This window comes from Streptomyces sp. NPDC045021, assembly GCF_056432645.1.
In genome coordinates this window covers 518190-537019 of the sequence record NZ_JBWKIQ010000001.1, presented here as the reverse complement: position 1 = coordinate 537019, position 18830 = coordinate 518190, and the positions used below count along the sequence as shown (strand labels likewise).

The following is an 18830-nucleotide window of genomic DNA, read 5'->3' as shown; positions in this document are numbered from 1 at the left end:
CGACGGTCAGTAGCGCAGGACGAGGGCGACCCGGCCGTCGTTAATGAGTGAGTCGTCCGGGACGAAGCGGACCTCGGTCTCCTTGTCCAGGGCGGCCTCGATGAGTTGGTCGACGACGTCCTCCTCGACGCCGTCGGCCGCGGTGCCGCCTTCGACCGGCACCAGGTGGCCGTCCTCGATACGGGCCGCGACCTGGAAGTGCTCCTCGACCAGCAGCAGCGATCCGCGGCCCTCGTTGACCGCCTTCCAGACCTCGTCGAGGCCGCCGGCGAAGCGGCGCCGGCCGCGCGCGGAGTCGAGCTGCTCCAGCGCTTCCGCGGTGCGCTTGACCCCGTACTCCTCGATCACCGGCCGCAGCCGCTCCGACAGCTCGTGGGCGGGTGCCTTGTCGAGCCCGGCGCGGTCGAGGCGGCCGACTAGATCCTGCGGGTGCTGGGACAGCTCCGCCAGGAGGGTGAGGGTGCCGGCCGCACCGACCAGGAAGACCGGTCGGCGTTCCTGGCCCAGCGCCTTGTCCAGGGCCGCGTCGACGGAGCGCAGGTACTGGCGCATCCGTTCCTCGCGCTGGTGGCCGGGGATGGAGCCGATGTTCGGCCCGGGGACGGCGTCCTCGGGGTCCGGGATCCCGGGCTCCAGCGGGAAGCCGTGGCGCTCGACGGGTACCAGCCGCTCGCCGGAGCCCTCCCAGAGCCGCGTCGCTTCCTCGGACACCACGAGCACCCAGTACGGGCGGGTGTACAGCCGCGCGGCGACGAGGTTGCGGGTCAGGTAGGTGTTGGCGAAGACGAGGCGTTCCTGGATCTCCACGGGGGAGGTCAGCTGCCAGATGTGCCGCTCCCCGGGAGCGAGCAGGACCAGGAGCCCGTCCTCCCCGTGCACGAAGTCGACGTCACCGGCGACCAGGTCCAGCTGTCCCTCCAACTCGATCCGGTCCGCGCGCGGGACCTGCGGGTCGTCCGTGAGGCGCTTGCGGGCCTCGTCGAGCAGATTGCGCAGCCGGATCGGGTCCTGCGCCGTCTCCGGCCGGTGGCGGTGGGTGGGCATCAGCAGCGAGACCGCCGGATAGGGCCGCGGCCGGCGCAGACCTTCGAGTACCGCGGGGGTCAGTTCACTGGTGTGCATGCTCGCCCTCTCCACATGCCCGCCGCGGGAGCGGGCGGATCCGTCCTACCAGGGGAACAGGCTTACGGGCGGAGCGCGACTTGCGGCGCGCCGGGCGGGGCGTCGCACGGCCGGTTCAACCTTCTGAACGTGGTTCTGCGGGTCAAAGGGAATCCTTCCGCAGATACCCGCCCAATCGATCGCCGGGTCAACGCAAAACCTTGACGTGTTCACGGGTTTCTTCTAACTTCGCCTCTCACCAAAGGTTCATACCAATGCACATGGTTCATGGATATGAATCAGTGCGGGAGTTGAGCCACCCCCACCGGAAGGCACCCCCCCATGCGCACCGGAACGACTCCGCGCCCCCCGCGCCGGCGGAGAACCCTGGTCCTCGCCTTCGCCGCCGTCGCCGGACTGCTCTGCGCCGGCCTCGTCGCGGGCCCCGCCCTCGCGGCCAAGACGGCACCCTCCGCAAGCCGGACGGTCTCCGCGGCACCCAAGAGCGGGACGGTCTCCGCGGCGCCGAAGAGCGGGACGGTCGCCGCCGCGCCCACCACGTTCACCCATCCCGGCGTCCTCACCAGTCGCGGCCAGCTGGACTTCGTCCGCGCCCAGGTCAAGGCGGGCGCCCAGCCCTGGAAGAGCGCCTACGACAAGATGCTCGCCGGCCCCTACGCGTCCCTGTCGCGCACCGCGAAGCCGCGCTCCGTCGTCGAATGCGGCTCGTACTCCAACCCCAACTACGGCTGTACCGACGAGCGCGAGGACGCCATCGCCGCGTACACCGACGCCCTGGCCTGGTACATCGGCCAGGACCACCGCTACGCCGACAAGGCCGTCCAGCTGATGGACGCCTGGTCCGCGGTGATCACCAACCACACCAACAGCAACGCGCCGCTGCAGACCGGCTGGGCCGGCTCGACCTGGCCCCGCGCCGCCGAGATCATCCGGTACACCGGAGCCGGCTGGTCCTCGACCGGTGTCACCCGCTTCGCCGCCATGCTGCGCACCGTCTACCTTCCGAAGGTCATCAACGGCTCCCAGAGCAACGGGAACTGGGAACTGAGCATGATGGAGGCGGCCATCGGCATCTCGGTCTTCGTGGAGGACCGCACCAGCTACGACAAGGCCATAGCCAAGTTCCGCGGCCGGGTGCCCGCCTACATCTACCTGCCCTCCGACGGCGCCCTCCCCAAGGCTCCGCCCGGCGGCAGCATCGACACCAGCGCGGAGATCATCAGCTACTGGCAGGGCCAGCGCACGTTCACCGCCGGCCTCACCCAGGAGACCTGCCGCGACTTCACCCACACCGGTTACGGCATCTCCGCCATCTCGCACATCGCGGAGACCACCCGCATCCAGGGCCAGGACCTCTACCCCGAGGTCGGTGAGCGGCTGCGCCAGGCGCTGGGCTTCCAGGCCAAGTACCAGCTCGGCGCGGCCGTACCGTCCACACTGTGCGGCGGACACCTCAACCTGGGCCTCGGCCCCGTCACCGAAGTCGGCTACAACGCGCTGCACAACCGGCTCGGCATCGCGATGACCAACACCCAGCAGCTCACCGAACAGCAACGTCCCGCGGGCTCCAACAACCTCTTCGTCGCCTGGGAGACCCTGACCCACGCCAACAACCCGGGCTGACCACCCGGCCGACAGATCCAGGTCCAGGTATCAGGTCCAGGTACCAGGTCCAGTTATAGGTCCAGGTCCGGGCCGGGCCGGTGCGGCGTCGCCGTTCTCCTAGGCTGGGGGTTCGATCACTCCTCCAGGAAGCGGCGCGCGATGCACCAGCCCGGCCCGGTACCCGATCCCACCGACATCCCGCCGTTCCCGGCCTCCGGCCGCAGGGTGCTGGTCAGCGGTGCCTCGCGCGGTCTCGGCCGGGCGCTCGCCCAGGCGTTCGCGGCCAACGGCGACCGGGTGGCGGTGCACTACGGGTCGCGCCGCGAGGAGGCGGAAGAGACCCTGGCGGTCCTGCCGGGAACGGGCCATGTCCTGCTGGGCGCCGACCTCGCGGACCCGGCGGCCACGGCCCGGCTGGCGGACGGGGCGGCCGCCGCCCTCGGCGGCATCGACGTCCTGGTGAACAACGCGGCCGTCAACACCCCGCACCCGCCCGCGACCACCGGCTACGAGCAGTGGGCCGACGCCTGGCAGCGGCATGTCGCCGTCAACCTGCTCGGCACGGCCAACCTCAGCCATCTCGCCGCGAACCTGATGATCGCCTCGGGCACCGGCGGCCGCATCGTCAACATCGGCTCGCGCGGTGCCTTCCGCGGCGAACCGGACCATCCCGCCTACGGCGCGACGAAGGCGGCGGTCCACGCACTGGGCCAGTCCCTGGCGGTCGCGCTGGCGCCGCACGGCATCGCGGTGGCGTCCGTCGCGCCCGGCTTCATCGAGACCGACCGGGTCGCCCACCGGCTGGCCGGCGCCGGCGGCGAGGCGATCCGCGCGCAGAGCCCGTTCGGCCGGGTCGCCGCGCCCGAGGAGATCGCGGCCGCCGCTCTGTGGCTCGCGTCGCCCGCGGCCCTGTGGGCCTCCGGGACCGTCCTGGACGTCAACGGCGCCTCCTACCTGCGGACCTGACGGACCGGGAGCGTTCCCGTGCCGTTCACGGCGGCCGGCATGTCTCCGTACGGGCCTTTCACTCGAACGTGTGAAATGTGCGGCGGCTGCGCGGGGCGTGGCGTCGAGAACGGCGTCGGTGTGCATGCCCGCTACGAGCCGCTGGACGCGGTCCCGGCCGCCGTGCGGGCGGACGCCCGGTCCTGACACGCCCGGTCCCGGAGTCTCCCCACTCGGCGGATCCCAGCGGGCGATCACCGGAGGCGGCCCGCATGGTGAAGGGAAGGCCGCCGCAACGAGCGGCCGGATCCACCGTTCGAGAGGCACCACCGTGACCGACAGCTTGCACGATCTGCGCCGCTGTACCTTGGCGATCGATCTGGGGGCTGCACGGACTCGCGTCTATGCGAAGCGCGCCGGACTGATCGTCGACGAACCGAGCCTGGTGGCCGTCGACATCCGCAACGGGCGGCTTGTCGCGGTCGGCGCCCTGGCCGAGCGCATGGCCGGCCGTACCGCCGAATACGTGCGCGTGGTCCGTCCGTTCTCCGGAGGCACCGTCGTCGATGTGGACATGGGCACGCTCATGCTGCGCCAGCTCCTGGGCGACAAGGCGCGCCGGGCCTGGCTCCGCCAGTCCAAGCCGCGGATCGCGGCAGCCATACCGTTCGGCGCGGGACCGCAGGCGCGCCAGATCCTGGCCGAGACGCTGACCGACCTCGGGGCCCGGCAGGTGGAGCTCGTCCACGCCCCGCTCGCCGCCGCCGTGGGTTCGTCGATCCCGGTCGGACAGCCCGAAGGCAGCATGATCGTGATCTGTGGTGCGTCCGAGACCCAGGTGGCGGTGCTCTCCTTCGGAGGGATCATCGCGGGCGAGGTCCTCCCGGTCGGGGGCAACGCCATGGACGACGCGGTCCTCGAACACCTGCGGATCCACCACGATCTGATACTTCCGCACCAGGGCCTGCTGCCCCTGCACCAGGTGCTCTCCGAGGCGGTTGCCGAGCCGCAGTCGAGCACCGAGGTGCACGGCAAGGACGTGTCCAGCGGACTCGCCCGCTCGCTGCGCCTCGAAACCGGCGGGGTGCGGGACGCGATGCGCGACCCGCTCGCCGCGCTGGTGAGCGGTATCGGCCGGGTGCTGCGGCGCTGCCCGCCCGACCTGGTGGTCGACATCGCCGACCGCGGGATCATCCTCACCGGCGGCAGCGCCGTCCTGCACGGTCTCGACACCATGTTGGGGGCCGCGACCGGCATGCCGGTGCACATCACGAAGGACCCCGCGCTCTCCACCGTGCTGGGTCTGGGCATGATGATCGAATCCGCCGAGGCCGTGGAGCCCGCTGCCGAAGCCGAGGTGCCGGTTGCCGAAGAGGTGACGGAACCCCGGTCGGAGAGCGCCGTGCGGGCGGCGAGCCAGGAGCTCGCATGACCGCCCGGTCGTGCGGGAGAGCCACGTCCATACCTAAACCATCCGGGGAACGCCCCGGGGTCGGGAGCGCGTGATGACCCTGGCGCCGGTTCTGGAGCGCTTGCGACGGTGCACCGTCGCCGTGGACCTGGGAGCCGACAGGACCCGGGTCTACCTCAGGGGCCACGGCCTGATCGCCGACGAGCCCAGCGTCGTCGCGTTCGACACCGAGCGCGGCGAGGTGGTCGCGATCGGCACCACCGCGGAACAGCTGACCGGCCGCGCACCGGAACACCTCCTCGTCATCAAACCGGTGGCGGGCGGCATGGTGGTCGACGTCGAGATGGCGCGGCGCCTGCTCCGGCATGTGGCCGGGTCCAGGCTGCGCCGGGCGCGGCTGCGCACACCGGTCCTCAGGGCTGCCCTGAGCCTTCCGTACGACGCCCCGCCGGTGGCGCGGCGCACCGCGTTCGAGACGCTGGCGGGGCTCGGGCTGCGGCGGGTCGAACTCGTCGACTCGCTGCTGGCGGCGGCCGTCGGCTGCGGACTGCCCGTGGAGTACCCGGAAGCCGCCATGATCGTGCTGGCGAACTCCGACAGCACGCAGGTGGCTGTGCTCTCCATGGGCACGGTGGTGGCCGCCGAGACGGTGCCGGTGGGGAGCGACACCATCGACCGGGCCGTCGTGGAGTACTTCCGCGGCCACCACGAACTGGCGCCCTCCTTCGAGACCGTGCGCTCGCTGCGCCAGGCGATCAGCGGTACGGCACTCACCGCAGAGCCGGACGTCGAGCTGAACGGCCGGGACATCGTCAGCGGCCTGGCCCGCTCGGTGACGGCCGACGCCCACGCGGCACGTGACGCGATGAGCGGCCCGCTGCGCCCGATCCTCGACGGGGTCAGCATGGTGCTGCGGCGCTGCCCGCCCGACCTGGTGGTCGACATCGCGGACAGCGGACTCACCCTCGGCGGTTCGGTCTCCCGGCTGCCGGGCCTGGACTCGCTGCTCCGGAAGGCCACCGGGCTGCGGGTGCAGATCGCGGAACATCCGGACGGCTGCGTGGCGCGGGGGATGGGCGCGATGATCGAAGGCAGGGTCCTTCCGGCGCGCCAGAGCGTGGCGGCCAGGTGACCACCGCTGAGGATTTCCCCCCGAGTAGGGGTGAGGCAGGCCCCACCTCCTGTCGGGTGTGTGGACCCATGGAGCCGCGGGGCGCGGGACGGAAGGGTGAGGGGAGCAGCGACCCAGTGCTCACCGCACCTTTCCACGGCAGGGGAAGTCCATGTCCCGCACAGCCCTTTCTGCACGCACGGCCCTTGCGGCACACAGCGCCCGTACAGAGCCCAACGCCCGTACGGCGCGCAGCGCCCGTACCGCTCGAGCCGCGGCCACCGCGCTCGTCGTAGCCCTCGTCGCCGGCACGCCGGCTGCCGCCCTCGCGGCCGACGGCAGTCCCGCCGCGGCGACCAGAGCCGGCGCCGTCCAACATGCCGACGGGCGGGGCGCGTTGCTCTCCGCCGTGCCGGTGGCCCTGCTCAACCGTACGAAGACGGACGCCTACGTCGAGAGCCAGGGCTTCGACGTGCCCGGCGCCCGGTACGCGACGGCCTCGTACCGCATCACGTACCGCACGATCGGCGCCGACGGCCGGCCGACCACCGCCAGCGGGCTCGTCGTCCTGCCGGTCGGAGGCCCCCGCGAGCTGCGGACCGTCGCCTACGAGCACGGCACGCGCGCCGAGAAGAAGGGTGTGGCCTCCACCGACCCGGACACCGCGGACCGCGCCGTCGCGGTGATGTTCGCGGGCGCCGGATTCGCCGCCGTCGCCCCCGACTACCTGGGACTGGGCACCGGCCCCGGGCACCACCCGTACATGGACATCGGCACGGAGACCAGCGCCTCGCTGGACATGCTGCGTGCGGCCCGCGCGTTCGCCGCCGGGCACGGCCGGACGCTGGACCGGCAGGTGCTGGTGACCGGTTTCTCCCAGGGCGGGGTGGCCGCGATGGGGCTCGGCCGGGCGCTGCAGGGCGGGGCCGACCCGTACTTCGGGCTGCGGGCGCTCGCGCCGGTGAGCGGCCCGTTCGACGCGCGCGGCGCGGAGCTTCCGGCCGCTTTCGACGGACGACTCGACCCGGCCATCGCGGCCTACTACCTCGGCTACTTCACGACGTCCTGGAACCGGCTGCACCCGCTCTACGGATCGCCCTCCGAGGCGTTCCTGCCGCCCTACGACCGGACCGTGGAGAAGCTCTTCGACGGCAGCCACAGCGACCAGGAAATCCTCGGCGCGCTGCCGGGCGACCCGCGGAAGCTGTTCACCCCGGCCTTCATCGACCGGCTGCAGCACCCCACGGGCGCCTTCGCCGAGGCGCTGAGCGTCGGCGACTCCACCTGCTCGGCCTGGACGCCGCGGGTGCCGGTACGGATCTTCGCCACGGACACCGACCGGGACGTGGCGATCGCCAACAGCCTGCACTGCCAGGCGCAACTGCGGTCCCACGGGGTGCACGCACCCCTGGTCCACGCGGGCGATGCGGGGCACATGGCGTCGCCGCTGGCGGCCTACCCGCAGATCCTGAGCTGGTTCGAGGAACTGCGCCGGAACTGATCCGGTCCGGCCCGAGTGCGTTCTGTCCGCGTTCCGACCGCGTTCCGACCGCGTGCCGTCCCGTCCGCTCCCGGCCCGGAGCTGAACCGGAGTCGGCCCCGAGAGGATTCGAGGCCGACCCGGGGCCGACCCGGAGCCGATTTCGGACCGAACCCGCGCGGATCCGGAATTCAATGCCGAACTGCCTCTTGGCGATTGTTCGTTGCGGTGCTTGAATACTCCCGCCCGGTTAGGAAAGTTTCCTAACTAAGGCGAGGGCAACCTCCCGAGCCCCGAAGTGGCCGCCCCCCGGCCGGAAGCGGAGAGCACGTGAACGACCACCGCGCAGGACGATCCCGCAAGCGACTGACCCTTCTTATAGCTACCGGACTGCTGGCAGCGGGCGCCACCCCCCTGGTGATCGCGGCCAACGGCAACGCCGCTGAGCCGGTTGCGGTGCACAGCGCCGGAGTCAAGGCGGCGGGCGTCGGGCTCGACGACGCCCACAAGAAGGACATCGCGATGCAGCTGGTCTCCAGCGCCGAGAACTCGTCGCTGGACTGGAAGGCGCAGTACAAGTACATCGAGGACATCGGCGACGGCCGCGGCTACACCGCCGGCATCATCGGCTTCTGTTCCGGTACCGGCGACATGCTGGACCTCGTCCAGCTGTACACGGACCGCAAGCCCGGCAACGCCCTGGCCAAGTACCTTCCCGCGCTGCGCAAGGTCAACGGCACCGAATCGCACTCGGGCCTCGGCTCCGCCTTCGAGAGCGCGTGGAAGACCGCCGCCAAGGACAGCGCGTTCCAGCAGGCACAGAACGACGAGCGGGATCGCGTCTACTTCAACCCGTCCGTCAACCAGGCCAAGTCCGACGGCCTGCGCGCGCTCGGCCAGTTCGCGTACTACGACGCGATCGTCATGCACGGGCCCGGCACGGACAGCACCAGCTTCGGCGGCATCCGCAAGGCCGCCATGAAGAAGGCCAAGACCCCCGCCCAGGGCGGAAACGAGACGACGTACCTCAACGCCTTCCTCGACGCCCGCAAGGCGGCGATGAAGACCGAGGAGGCGCACAGCGACACCAGCCGTGTCGACACCGAGCAGCGCGTCTTTCTCCAGAAGGGCAACTTCGACCTCAACCCGCCGCTGAGCTGGAAGGTCTACGGCGACAGCTACAACATCGCCAACTGATCGACTTCGGGGGCGGGCCGAAACCGGATCATCCGGTGCGGCCCGCCCCCAACAGCCGCTCCACGTGCGCCCCTTGTGGTGGCCAAATCGTTGCGTCTACCCTGTGGGGCGCCAGTCCGGCCCCCGGTTGTGGAAGAGGACGAGGTCTATGCCCTTACGTGGTCGTCACCGCCGCTACCGGCCCAGCCGGGTCTCGCAGGCCTCCCTGACCGTCACCGCAGGCGGTGCGGGTCTCGCCCTACCGCTGATCAGCGTCAGCGGGGCGGCAGCGGCTCCGCTCAGCACCTGGGACAAGGTCGCGCAGTGCGAGAGCACCCAGGACTGGAGCATCAACACCGGTAACGGCTACTACGGCGGGCTGCAGTTCGCGTCGAGCACCTGGAAGGCCTACGGCGGTACCGCGTACGCCTCCCGCGCCGACCTCGCCTCGAAGTCCGAGCAGATCGCGGTCGCGGAGAAGGTACTGCGCGGCCAGGGGCCGGGCGCATGGCCGGTCTGCGGGCCCAGGGCCGGGCTCACCCGCGACAGCGCGGCGCCGCAACAGGCCCCGGCACACCCGAAGAAGACCACTCCCGTGAAGACACCGGTGAAGGTCTCCACGAAGGCCGCGCCCGCCAAGGCCGCACCGGCCGCCAAGCCCTCCTCGCCCGCGACGCCCGGCCGGACCACGGCCGACGCGTATGTCGTCGTCAGCGGTGACACGCTGTCAGGTATCGCGGCGGACCATCGCACCAAGGGCGGTTGGCCGCAGCTCTACGCCGCCAACCGGCAGGTCGTCGGCGGCGACCCGGACCTGATCTTCCCCGGCCAGCATCTCAGTCTCACCGGCACCGAACGGCCCGTGGCCAGGACGCAGGCGCCCGCCGCGAAGCCGCAGCAGCGCGCGAAGTCGGCGCCCGCCAAGGCACCCGCCAGGCCGGCGGCGACGCACAGCACGGTGCAGAAACCGGCACAGAAACAGGCACAGTCCAGATCGCAGACCTTCATGGCACCGGTCAGCGGCGTCAGCCCCAGCACCCCATACCACGCCTCCGGCTCCAGCTGGTCGAGCGGCTACCACACCGGCGTCGACTTCCCCGTCTCCACCGGCACCTCGGTGAAGGCCGTCGGCAACGGGACGGTCGTCTCCGCGGGCTGGGGCGGCGCGTACGGCTACCAGGTCGTCATCCGCCACCCGGACGGCAGGTACAGCCAGTACGGGCACCTGTCGCAACTGTCCGTACGGGCCGGGCAGCCCGTCAACCGCGGCCAGCAGATCGGCCGTTCCGGATCCACGGGCAACGCCACGGGGCCGCATCTGCACTTCGAGATCCGCACCGGGCCCGAGTACGGCTCGGACATCAACCCCCTCACCTACCTGCGGGCACACGGCGTCAGCATCTGACGCCGGCCGGACCGCCGGCACCCGACCTCGAGCCGACCCGGCACGGCCGTCGGCCGCCGGGACGAGGGAATTCACTCTTTCGAGGGACAACGAGCAGCGGGCACTACCGCGCGCGTGAAGGCGGGCATGCCTTCATGACGACAGGTCAGGACCGGCCCAGGTATCCCTCCGAGGAGTCACCATGACGCTCCCTCAGCTGCTGAACGTCTTCACCAGCCGGCAGCAGACCGACTCGCCCGTCCCCAGCGGGGCGTCCGGCGCCCTCGACCTGGTGGTGGACCTGGGAACGGCGACGACCCGGGTGCACAGCAGGAACGGCCCGGTGAGCGAGGGCGCCTCGGTGGTCGCCGTGCGCACCGGGACCAACAAGGTGCTGGCGATCGGCGAGGACGCCAGACGGATGCTCGGCCGCACTCCACCCGGCATCGTGGCCACCTCCCCGCTGCGCCACGGGGCGATCACCGAGTTCGAGGCGGCGTCGCGCCTGCTGTGGCACGTGCTGGGACGCAGACGGCAGTGGACGGCGTGGGCGCCGCCCCGGGTGATGGTCACCGTCCCGGTCCTGGCGACCTCGGTGGAGCGCCGGGCCCTGCAGGACGCGTTGCACGCGGCCGGAGCCCGCCAGGTGCGGATGCTGCCCAAACCGATGGCCGCCGCGATCGGCGCCGGGCTGCCGGTGTGGGACGGCGACGGGTGCATGGTCGTCGACGTCGGGGCCGGAACCACCGACGTGGCCGGGTTCGCCTTCGGCAGCATGGTCGCGTCCGCGTCCACCGCCGCGGCCGGTGACATCTTCGACGAGGCGATCGCCGCGCACCTGGAGAGCCATCACGGGCTGGCGCTCGGCGTCCGGTGGGCCCAGGACATCAAGACCGAGCTGAGCGGTACGGCCGGAGCCCCCGGCCCGTCCTCGCTCTCCGTGACCGGCCTCGACGGCGGCACCGGCCGGCCCCGTACCGTGCACGTGACCAAGGCCGAACTGGCCGAGGTCGTGGCACCGTACGTCCGGACGATCGCCGAGACGGTCGGCGCGGTACTCGAACAGAGCCCCGCCAGTGTCGCCGACGACATCGCGCGCCAGGGTCTGGTGCTGACGGGCGGCGGCTCGCTCATGGGCGGCCTGCGCGAACTGCTCGCCGAACGGGTGGGCATGCCCGTCCACCCGGCGGCCGATCCGATGTCCTCGGCGATCCTCGGGGCCCGCAAATACCTCACCGAGGCGAAGTTCCTGCCCCAGCAGATGCTCCCGGTCTGACCCGGAGCAGATGTTCCTGATCTGACCCGGGGCGGATGCTCCCGGTCCGACCCGGCTGGCCGGCCGGCGCGCGGCCTTGTTGTCGCCGCCGCGCCGCCTAGGGTTCCGGCATGAACAACTCCTGGAAGCCCGGCGGACCGCTGCGGACCCGGCTCCTCGCAGTCGGCGCCGCCACGCTGACGGTCGCGGTGGCGCTGGGTGTCAGGGCCGGCGCGCCGGGGCCGGTCGGGAAGTACGCCGGGGACGCGCTGTACAGCGTGCTGCTCCTCGCGCTGGTCGTCCTGGCCGCGCCCCGGGTGAAGCCCCTGACGGCCGGTGCGGTCGCCCTCGCCGCCAGCTGGGCCGTCGAGTTCTTGCAGCTCAGCCCGGTGCCCGGTGAACTGTCCGCGCACAGCACGCTCGCGCGGCTGGTCCTCGGCTCCACCTTCAACGCGCCCGACCTGTTCTGGTACGCCGTCGGAGCGGCGTTCGGCTGCCTCGTCCACGCCGGGCTGAGGGGCGGCGCGACCGAGCGCGGTGAGCCTGCGCAGCCGCCCGGGATCCCATGTTGAACGCGTTCAGATTGCGGCGTACAGTCGCTGTCGTACGGTCGAATTGAACGCGTTCAACATAGGGGTGGGGCGCTGTGACGGCTCTGGTGAACCTGATCGTCATGCTGGGCATGCTCGTCGTGGTCCCGTGCGGACTCACGCTGATCAACGGGCCGGGTCTCGCCGTGGTCCGTACGTTCTGGCTGGTCGGCGCCGTGCCGGGGAGCGTGGCGCTGTGGCTGCCGCGCGGCGGCCCGGCGACCGCGCTCGCCGTGGTCTATGCCCTCGCCACCGTGGCTCTCGCCGCCACCGCTCCGCTGCGGCTGGCCCGCACCCGGTCGCTCGCGCCGCGGGAGATCGCGGTCCTGACCGCGCTCGTGACCCCGTCGGTGGCCGGACTGGCGCTGGTCGCAGAGCGTTCGGGCCATCGGCTCTTCGGCTTCGACCTGAAGATCCTCGAGCTCACCGTGCCGCACTTCCACTTCGCCGGCTTCACGGCCGCACTGATGGCCGGGCTGGTCTGCCGCGCGACCCCCGGCCGGATCACCGGCCGGCTCGCCGCGTTGAGCGTGCCGGTGGGAACGCTGCTCGTCCTGGCGGGCTACTTCATCGACGACTGGGCCGAACTCGCCGGGGCGGTCGTCCTCACCGCCGGCATGTGGCTCGTGGCCCTGCTCACCTGGCGCGACATCCGCACCGGCGCCCCCGACCGGCTCACCCGCGCCCTGCTCGGCACCTCGGCGGCCGTGCTCCTGGCGACGATGCTGCTCGCCCTGAGCTGGGCCCTCGGCGAAGCCACCGGCATTCCGCACCCCACGCTGACCTGGATGGCGGCCACCCACGGCCTCGGCAACGCCCTCGGCTTCGCGCTGTGTTCGGTGCTCGCCTGGCGCCGGCTGCGGCAGCCAGTCCAAGAACCGGCCCAAGAACCGGCCCAACAACAGGCCGAAGAGCCGGAACCCGGCGAACGGCTGGAGACGGACGAAGGGCCGGCACCGGCCCGTGGCGGTGTCGTGAGGCGCGTCCTGACGGCGGGTGTCCCCGCATGACGCCGAACCCCGGGCCGGAGCCCGTCGCGAACGCCGGCCATGACCGGGTCCAGGACCCGGTCCCGAACTATCCCGAGTTCGGCGCCACCCAGCACGAGGAACTGCCCGACGGATACCACCACCTGCGCCACCAGGTCCTGATCGGACAGGGCCGGGACGTCTTCGAGGCGGCCGGCGCCGCCGTCACCACCTGGCGGATGCACCGCGAGGCCGGGGTCCGGATCCGGGCCGGAGCGCCGCGCGCGGAGCCCGGGATCGCGGTCGAGTGCGCGATCGGCGTCGGCCCGTTGCGGATCGCCGCCCCGTGCCGCGTGGTGTGGACCGTCTACGAGACCCGGCGGATCGGCTTCGCGTACGGAACGCTGAGCGGGCATCCGGAGTGCGGCGAGGAGTCCTTCGTCGTGGAGCTCCTTCCCGACGATTCCGTACGGTTCACGGTCACCGCGTTCAGCCGCCCGGGCCGCTGGTACACCCGCCTGGCCGGGCCGCTCGTCCCGCTGTGCCAGCGTCTCTACGCCCGGCACTGCGGCCGCACGCTGCGGCGGCTGGCCGCCGCGCCGCCGACGGATCCGGCGCCGCGGGGGTAGTCCGGGACCCCGGACGGGAGCCGGGGACAGCAGAGCCGCGAGCGAGCGCTGTCGCAATGCCGTGTTCACTTCTTGAACACACAGTCGTGCATCACGGATCCATTGCTTCGTGAACCGACCTCTTACATTGCTGACACGTGTCATCTACGCTCACCGACAACGCCCCGCCGAGGCCTCCGGAGCCGGTCGATGCGACTACTGGCGCGCGTTCTCTTCGCCCTGCCCCCGTTCCGCTGTCTCTTCCGTTCGAAGGGTCCACCGATGAGCACACTGCTACCCGAAGAAGGTCCCCCGGTCCTCGCGCCCGGGGGCCCCGACGAGGTCATGCGCCCCGTCAACCGCTACCGCCTGGGCCCCCTGTACGTCACGCTCCCGCTCGCGAACATCGCCCTGTACTTGCTGTGGCTGGGCGTGGGCAGCTTCCTGCTGCCGATCCAGGTCGCGCAGATCACCGGCACGAACGACACGGGGGCACTGTCCACGGCGAGCACCACGGGCGCCATCCTGGCGACCGTCGGCAACCCGATATTCGGCCAGCTCTCGGACCGCACCCGCTCGCGCTTCGGCCGCCGCGCCCCGTGGATCCTGCTCTGCGCGGGGATGGGCGCACTGGCGCTGATCGGCCAGGCGCACGCGAACTCGATCGCCATGCTCGGACTGAGCTGGGGCGTCGTGCAGTTCATCATGAACGGCTACCAGGCGGCGCTCACCGCCTGTATGCCGGACCGGGTCCCGCAGTCCAAGTACGGCACGTTCTCCGCCCTCGTCGGACTCGGCGTGCCGCTCGGCACCATCGTCGCGGCCCTGGTCATCGGCGGTGTGCCGGGCAGCAAGTTCGGACTCGACGGCGTCATCGGCGGCTTCGGCGGCCGGTTCGCGGGGGAGAAGGGCTACTACCTGATCGCGGCCTGTGTCGTCGTCGCCGCGCTGCTGTTCACCGTCCTGTCGCCCGACACGTCCGCCCGGGACCTCCCGCGGCAGAAGTTCGACCTGCGGGCGTTCCTGTCCAACTTCTGGGTCAACCCCAAGGAGCACCCCGACTTCATCTGGGCGTTCCTGTCCCGACTGGGGGTGATGCTCGGCTACTTCGTCGTCCTGACCTACAACATGTACCTGCTGGCCGACTACATCAAGATCCCGCCGCAGGACCTGCTCCCCACGGTCGGGTTCCTGATGATCGTCAACGCGGTCTGCACGATCGCCGCCGTCGTACTGATCGGCCCGCTCGTCGACCGCGTCGGCAGGATGAAGCCCTTCGTCCTGGCCTCCGGCATCGGGGCGGCGCTGGCACTTACCATTCCGATGATCTCGCCGACCGAGGGCGGAATGGTCGCCTACAACGTCGCGGGCGGTGTCGCCTTCGGCGTCTACATGGCCGTCGACATGGCCCTGATCACCAAGGTCCTGCCGGCCACCGCCGACGCGGGCAAGGACATGGGCCTGATCAACATCGCCAACGCCGGCCCGCAGATCCTCGCTCCGACCGTCGCCGGCTGGATCGTCAGCGCCAGCGGGTACGAGGCACTGTTCCCGGTGGCCGCCGCAGTCTCCCTCGCGGGAGCCGTTCTCGTCCTGCGCGTGCGGGGTGTGCGATGAGACTCCGTGACCACCGCGGCACCGTCACGACGCTGCTCGCCGCCGGAACACTCGTCCTGCCGCTGAGCGGCAGCGCGAACGCCGGAACCAGCTCCCACCACAACAGCACGCCGCTCGCCGGGATGAGAATCCTGATGAGCAACGACGACTCCATGCAGATGGCCCGCCCCAACGCCTCAGACGGCAAGGGCCTCTACGAGGTGCGCCGCGCGCTGTGCTCCGCCGGTGCCGATGTCGTCGTCATGGGGCCCTGGGCCAACCAGAGTGGCGCGGGCACGGGCGCCGCCGGCAGCGGCTCGCTCACCCTGCAGCGACGTACGGTCCTGCCGGCCGGCTACGGCCAGGACTGCGCGGGCGCGCCCGCCGCCGGCGCCGTCTTCGGCGTGTGCAAGGGCGCCGCCGCATGCGACGCCGGCGGCGTGAGCGCCACCCCGGTCGACACCGTCCGGCTCGCGCTGAACGGCGGCCTCGCCGCCAAGGCGGGCTGGACGACCGGCCCCGACCTCGTCGTCACCGGCAGCAACTACGGGCCCAACGTCGCCTCGGTGGTGAACGACTCCGGCACCGTCAGCGCCGCGCTCGCCGCCATCGAGGAGGGCACACCCGCCGTCGCCCTCAACAGCTCCTACGACCCGACGGTCACCACCTCCCTGGAAGTCGCCGACCGAACCTACCGGCAGACGGCCGACTTCGGCGCCGCCTTCATCGCCTCCCTGCGCGACCACGGGCTGCTGACCACCGACTTCGTCGTCAACGTCAACTACCCGTACCTCGCCGAAGGGCAACACCCCCGGAACGCGGTCTGGTCATCGGTGGGCACCCAGAAACTGATCCAGCCCCGCTACGCCCAGACCGCCCCGAACGGCGACACGTTCACGGTCGGCGGCGCCCTGTGCGCCGCAGGCGACCCCAAGTGCCGCCCCGAGGCCAAGCGCGACGCCGACTACCGGCTGCTGCAGCAGGGGAACGTCACCGTCACCCCCATCACTCCTGACCGGACGTTCGAGGGCCGTGAGGCCGGGCGGCTCGAACGCTTCGTCAGGACCGGCCGCTGACCTGACCTCAGCGGCCGGACGAGGACACCGGCCCCGGCACTCCGGAGGGGAAGTGCCGGTGCCGGTGCCCTCGCACCGCACCACCGTCGTGCGCCGGCCGGAAGGCATCGCGACACACCGCCGTGCGCGAACCAGCCGACAGCGCGCGGCGCCGCCCACGTCCCGCGCCGCCCGCGCCGCCCGCGCTGAGCGCGCGAGCCGACAAGTCGACAGAACGGAACGAACCCCCGTGCCCCAGGACCCGACGACCCGTCCACCGATCCGTACACCCCTGCTCCAGGCACCCGACGGCACGCCCTTCCGGGACCTCAACGGCAACGGCGTCATGGAACCGTACGAAGACCCCCGGCTGCCCGCCGCCGAAAGGGCGGCCGACCTCGTCGGGCGCATGACGCTGGAGGAGAAGGCGGGCCTGCTCTTCCAGACCATGGTCGGGATCAACCCGGACGGCACCCTCGTCGAGCCGGAGAGCGGCGCCCCGGACGACGACCCCATGCGCGCCTCCACCTCCCGCATGGTGACCGGCAAGCTGATGAACCACTTCAACCTGTTCGGCGCCGCCGCCCCGCGCCGGATGGCCGAGTGGAACAACCGCCTGCAGGCGCTCGCCGCGACCACCCGGCTCGGCATTCCGGTGACGATCTCCACCGACCCGCGCAACGGGTTCATGGACAACCCGGCCGCCACCGTGCACACCGAAGGGTTCTCGCTGTGGCCCGAGCCGCCGGGCCTCGCCGCCATCGGTGACGAGGAACTGGTGCGTCGGCACGCCGACATCGTCCGCCGCGAGTACCTCGCGGTCGGCATCCGTCTCGCCCTGCACCCCATGGCCGACCTGGCGACCGAACCGCGCTGGGCACGCGTCGTCGGTACCTTCGGATCCGACGCGGGCCTGGCCGCCCGCATGGTCGCCGCGTACATCCGCGGGCTGCAGGGCGAGACCCTCGGCACCGGCAGCGTCTCGACCATGACCAAGCACTTCCCCGGCGCCGGACCACAACTGAACGGCGAGGACGCGCACTTCGCCTACGGCCGCGAGCAGGTCTACCCCGGCGACAACTTCAAACACCACCTGATCCCCTTCGAGGCCGCGTTCGAGGCGGGGACCTCACAGATCATGCCGTACTACGCGATGCCCGTCGGCACCGAGTACGAGGAGATCGGCTTCGGCTTCAACAAGGGCGTCATCACCGGGCTGTTGCGCGGCACCTACGGGTTCGACGGCATCGTCTGCACCGACTGGGGCCTGGTCACCGACTCGGAGATCTTCGGCGCGCCCTTCCCCGCGCGCGCCTGGGGCGCGGAACACCTCGACCGGCTGACCCGCGTCGAACGCATCCTGGACGCCGGCGCCGACCAGCTCGGCGGCGAGGCCTGCCCGGAACTCGTCGTCGAGCTGGTGCGCGGCGGCAGGGTGAGCGAGGAGCGCATCGACCTCTCGGTGGGCCGGCTGCTGCGCGAGAAGTTCGTCCTGGGCCTCTTCGACGATCCCTACGTGGACCCCGACGAGGCCGCCCGGATCTGCGGCAGCCAGGAGTTCCGCGACGCGGGCACCGCGGCCCAGAGCCGCTCCGTCACCGTGCTCACCGACCGCCCGGCGCCGTCCGCCGCCCCGCTGCTGCCGCTCGCCACCGGGCTGCGGCTGTACACCGAGGGCATCGACCCCGACGTCGCCGCCCGGTACGGCACCGTGGTCGGCACCCCGCAGGAGGCGGATGTCGCGGTGCTGCGTATCGCCACCCCGTTCGACCGGCGCACCGAGGGCTTCGAATCCTTCTTCCGCGCCGGCCGGCTGGACTTCACCGAGGACGAGCTCCGCCCGATCCTCGACGTCGCCGACGCGGTGCCCACGATCGTCGACATCTTCCTCGACCGGCCCGCGGTGATCCCGGACATCGCGGAGCGGGCGGCGGCCCTGGTGGGGAACTTCGGCGCCTCGGACGCCGCGGTGCTGGACGTCCTCTTCGGCAGGGCCGCCCCCGAGGGGCGCCTGCCCTTCGAGCTGCCCCGATCCATGGCCCAGGTCGAAGCAGGCCACGAAGACATCCCCAACGACTCCGGCAACCCGCTCTTCCCCTTCGGCCACGGCCTCACCCTCGCCTGACGCCGCCGACCGTCCGCGCTCCGCCGTCCGTCCGCCCGTTCCGCGGGCGGGCGGCGGGCGGCAGGGCCGCGGTGGCGGTGCGGGCTACGACGTCGGGGCGCCGCGCACGGTCAGCTCGGCGAGGAGCTGCCGGGTGGCCTCGGTCACCGCGTCCACCGCGTGGTCGAAGGCCTCGCGATTGTGGGCGGCCGGGGCGCGGAATCCGGAGACCTTGCGGACGTACTGCAACGCCGCCGCCCTGATGTCCTCGTCATGGACCTCGGGCGTCATCGGCGGTCGGAGAGTCTTGATGCTTCGGCACATGCCTCCAGTGTGCTCCGCCCCTCGGACAGTCGGCCGGGACAGCCGGTCGGTACTGTCGTCCCACGGGGGCAGCGGACCATGCCGCCGCTGGGCGCT

General features: G+C 71.7%; 16 protein-coding genes. 14 read left to right on the top strand and 2 right to left on the bottom strand.

Annotated features, from left to right (window positions below):
• Nucleotides 1–6: 6 nt before the first annotated feature.
• Nucleotides 7–1122: a baeRF3 domain-containing protein gene (locus AC07DC_RS02485; protein ID WP_478911101.1), complete on the bottom strand. Its 1116-nt coding sequence runs from the start codon at nt 1120–1122 to the stop codon at nt 7–9.
• Between the two features lie 321 nt (nt 1123–1443).
• On the opposite strand from AC07DC_RS02485, the gene AC07DC_RS02480 reads away from it, so the two are divergent.
• The 14 genes from AC07DC_RS02480 (at nt 1444) to AC07DC_RS02415 (ending at nt 18431) form a co-directional block, all read left to right on the top strand.
• Nucleotides 1444–2745: an alginate lyase family protein gene (locus tag AC07DC_RS02480; RefSeq protein WP_478911099.1), complete on the top strand. Its 1302-nt coding sequence runs from the start codon at nt 1444–1446 to the stop codon at nt 2743–2745.
• Nucleotides 2746–2886: 141 nt separating this feature from the next.
• On the top strand, nt 2887–3693 hold the full coding sequence (locus AC07DC_RS02475) for an SDR family NAD(P)-dependent oxidoreductase (protein WP_478911097.1): 807 nt from the start codon (nt 2887–2889) through the stop codon (nt 3691–3693).
• Between the two features lie 310 nt (nt 3694–4003).
• Nucleotides 4004–5104, top strand: coding sequence for a rod shape-determining protein (locus tag AC07DC_RS02470; RefSeq protein ID WP_478911095.1), 1101 nt, complete (start codon nt 4004–4006; stop codon nt 5102–5104).
• A 73-nt stretch (nt 5105–5177) separates the two neighbouring features.
• On the top strand, nt 5178–6215 hold the full coding sequence (locus AC07DC_RS02465; protein ID WP_478911093.1) for a rod shape-determining protein: 1038 nt from the start codon (nt 5178–5180) through the stop codon (nt 6213–6215).
• Between the two features lie 151 nt (nt 6216–6366).
• A complete protein-coding gene (locus tag AC07DC_RS02460; protein ID WP_478911091.1) occupies nt 6367–7695 on the top strand; it encodes an alpha/beta hydrolase family protein in 1329 nt (442 codons plus the stop codon).
• 309 nt (nt 7696–8004) lie between these two features.
• The gene (locus AC07DC_RS02455) at nt 8005–8871 is read left to right on the top strand and encodes a chitosanase (RefSeq protein WP_478911089.1); all 867 of its coding nucleotides are present in this window, start codon (nt 8005–8007) and stop codon (nt 8869–8871) included.
• 148 nt (nt 8872–9019) lie between these two features.
• The gene (locus AC07DC_RS02450) at nt 9020–10255 is read left to right on the top strand and encodes a transglycosylase family protein (RefSeq protein WP_478911087.1); all 1236 of its coding nucleotides are present in this window, start codon (nt 9020–9022) and stop codon (nt 10253–10255) included.
• A gap of 181 nt (nt 10256–10436) precedes the next feature.
• Entirely contained in the window at nt 10437–11510 is a 1074-nt protein-coding gene (gene mreB, locus AC07DC_RS02445) for a rod shape-determining protein MreB (RefSeq protein WP_478911085.1), read from the top strand.
• 110 nt (nt 11511–11620) lie between these two features.
• Complete coding sequence (locus AC07DC_RS02440) at nt 11621–12061, top strand: ribosomal maturation YjgA family protein (RefSeq protein WP_478911083.1); 441 nt, start codon at nt 11621–11623, stop codon at nt 12059–12061.
• A gap of 74 nt (nt 12062–12135) precedes the next feature.
• A complete protein-coding gene (locus AC07DC_RS02435) occupies nt 12136–13089 on the top strand; it encodes a YndJ family protein (RefSeq protein ID WP_478911081.1) in 954 nt (317 codons plus the stop codon).
• Nucleotides 13086–13676, top strand: coding sequence for a DUF1990 family protein (locus tag AC07DC_RS02430; RefSeq protein WP_478911079.1), 591 nt, complete (start codon nt 13086–13088; stop codon nt 13674–13676). Before AC07DC_RS02435 ends, AC07DC_RS02430 begins: the two co-directional genes overlap by 4 nt.
• A 261-nt stretch (nt 13677–13937) precedes the next feature.
• Complete coding sequence (locus AC07DC_RS02425; RefSeq protein WP_478911077.1) at nt 13938–15272, top strand: MFS transporter; 1335 nt, start codon at nt 13938–13940, stop codon at nt 15270–15272.
• Nucleotides 15269–16327, top strand: a complete 1059-nt coding sequence (locus AC07DC_RS02420) for a 5'/3'-nucleotidase SurE (protein WP_478911075.1) — start codon at nt 15269–15271, stop codon at nt 16325–16327. The genes AC07DC_RS02425 and AC07DC_RS02420 overlap by 4 nt, the downstream gene beginning before the upstream one ends.
• A gap of 229 nt (nt 16328–16556) precedes the next feature.
• The gene (locus AC07DC_RS02415) at nt 16557–18431 is read left to right on the top strand and encodes a glycoside hydrolase family 3 protein (RefSeq protein ID WP_478911073.1); all 1875 of its coding nucleotides are present in this window, start codon (nt 16557–16559) and stop codon (nt 18429–18431) included.
• An 84-nt stretch (nt 18432–18515) separates the two neighbouring features.
• Here AC07DC_RS02415 and AC07DC_RS02410 read toward each other — a convergent pair whose 3' ends face one another.
• Nucleotides 18516–18734 carry a DUF2277 domain-containing protein gene (locus AC07DC_RS02410; RefSeq protein ID WP_478911071.1) on the bottom strand — a complete coding sequence of 73 codons (219 nt, stop codon included), beginning with the start codon at nt 18732–18734 and terminating at the stop codon, nt 18516–18518.
• Between the last annotated feature and the right edge of the window lie 96 nt (nt 18735–18830).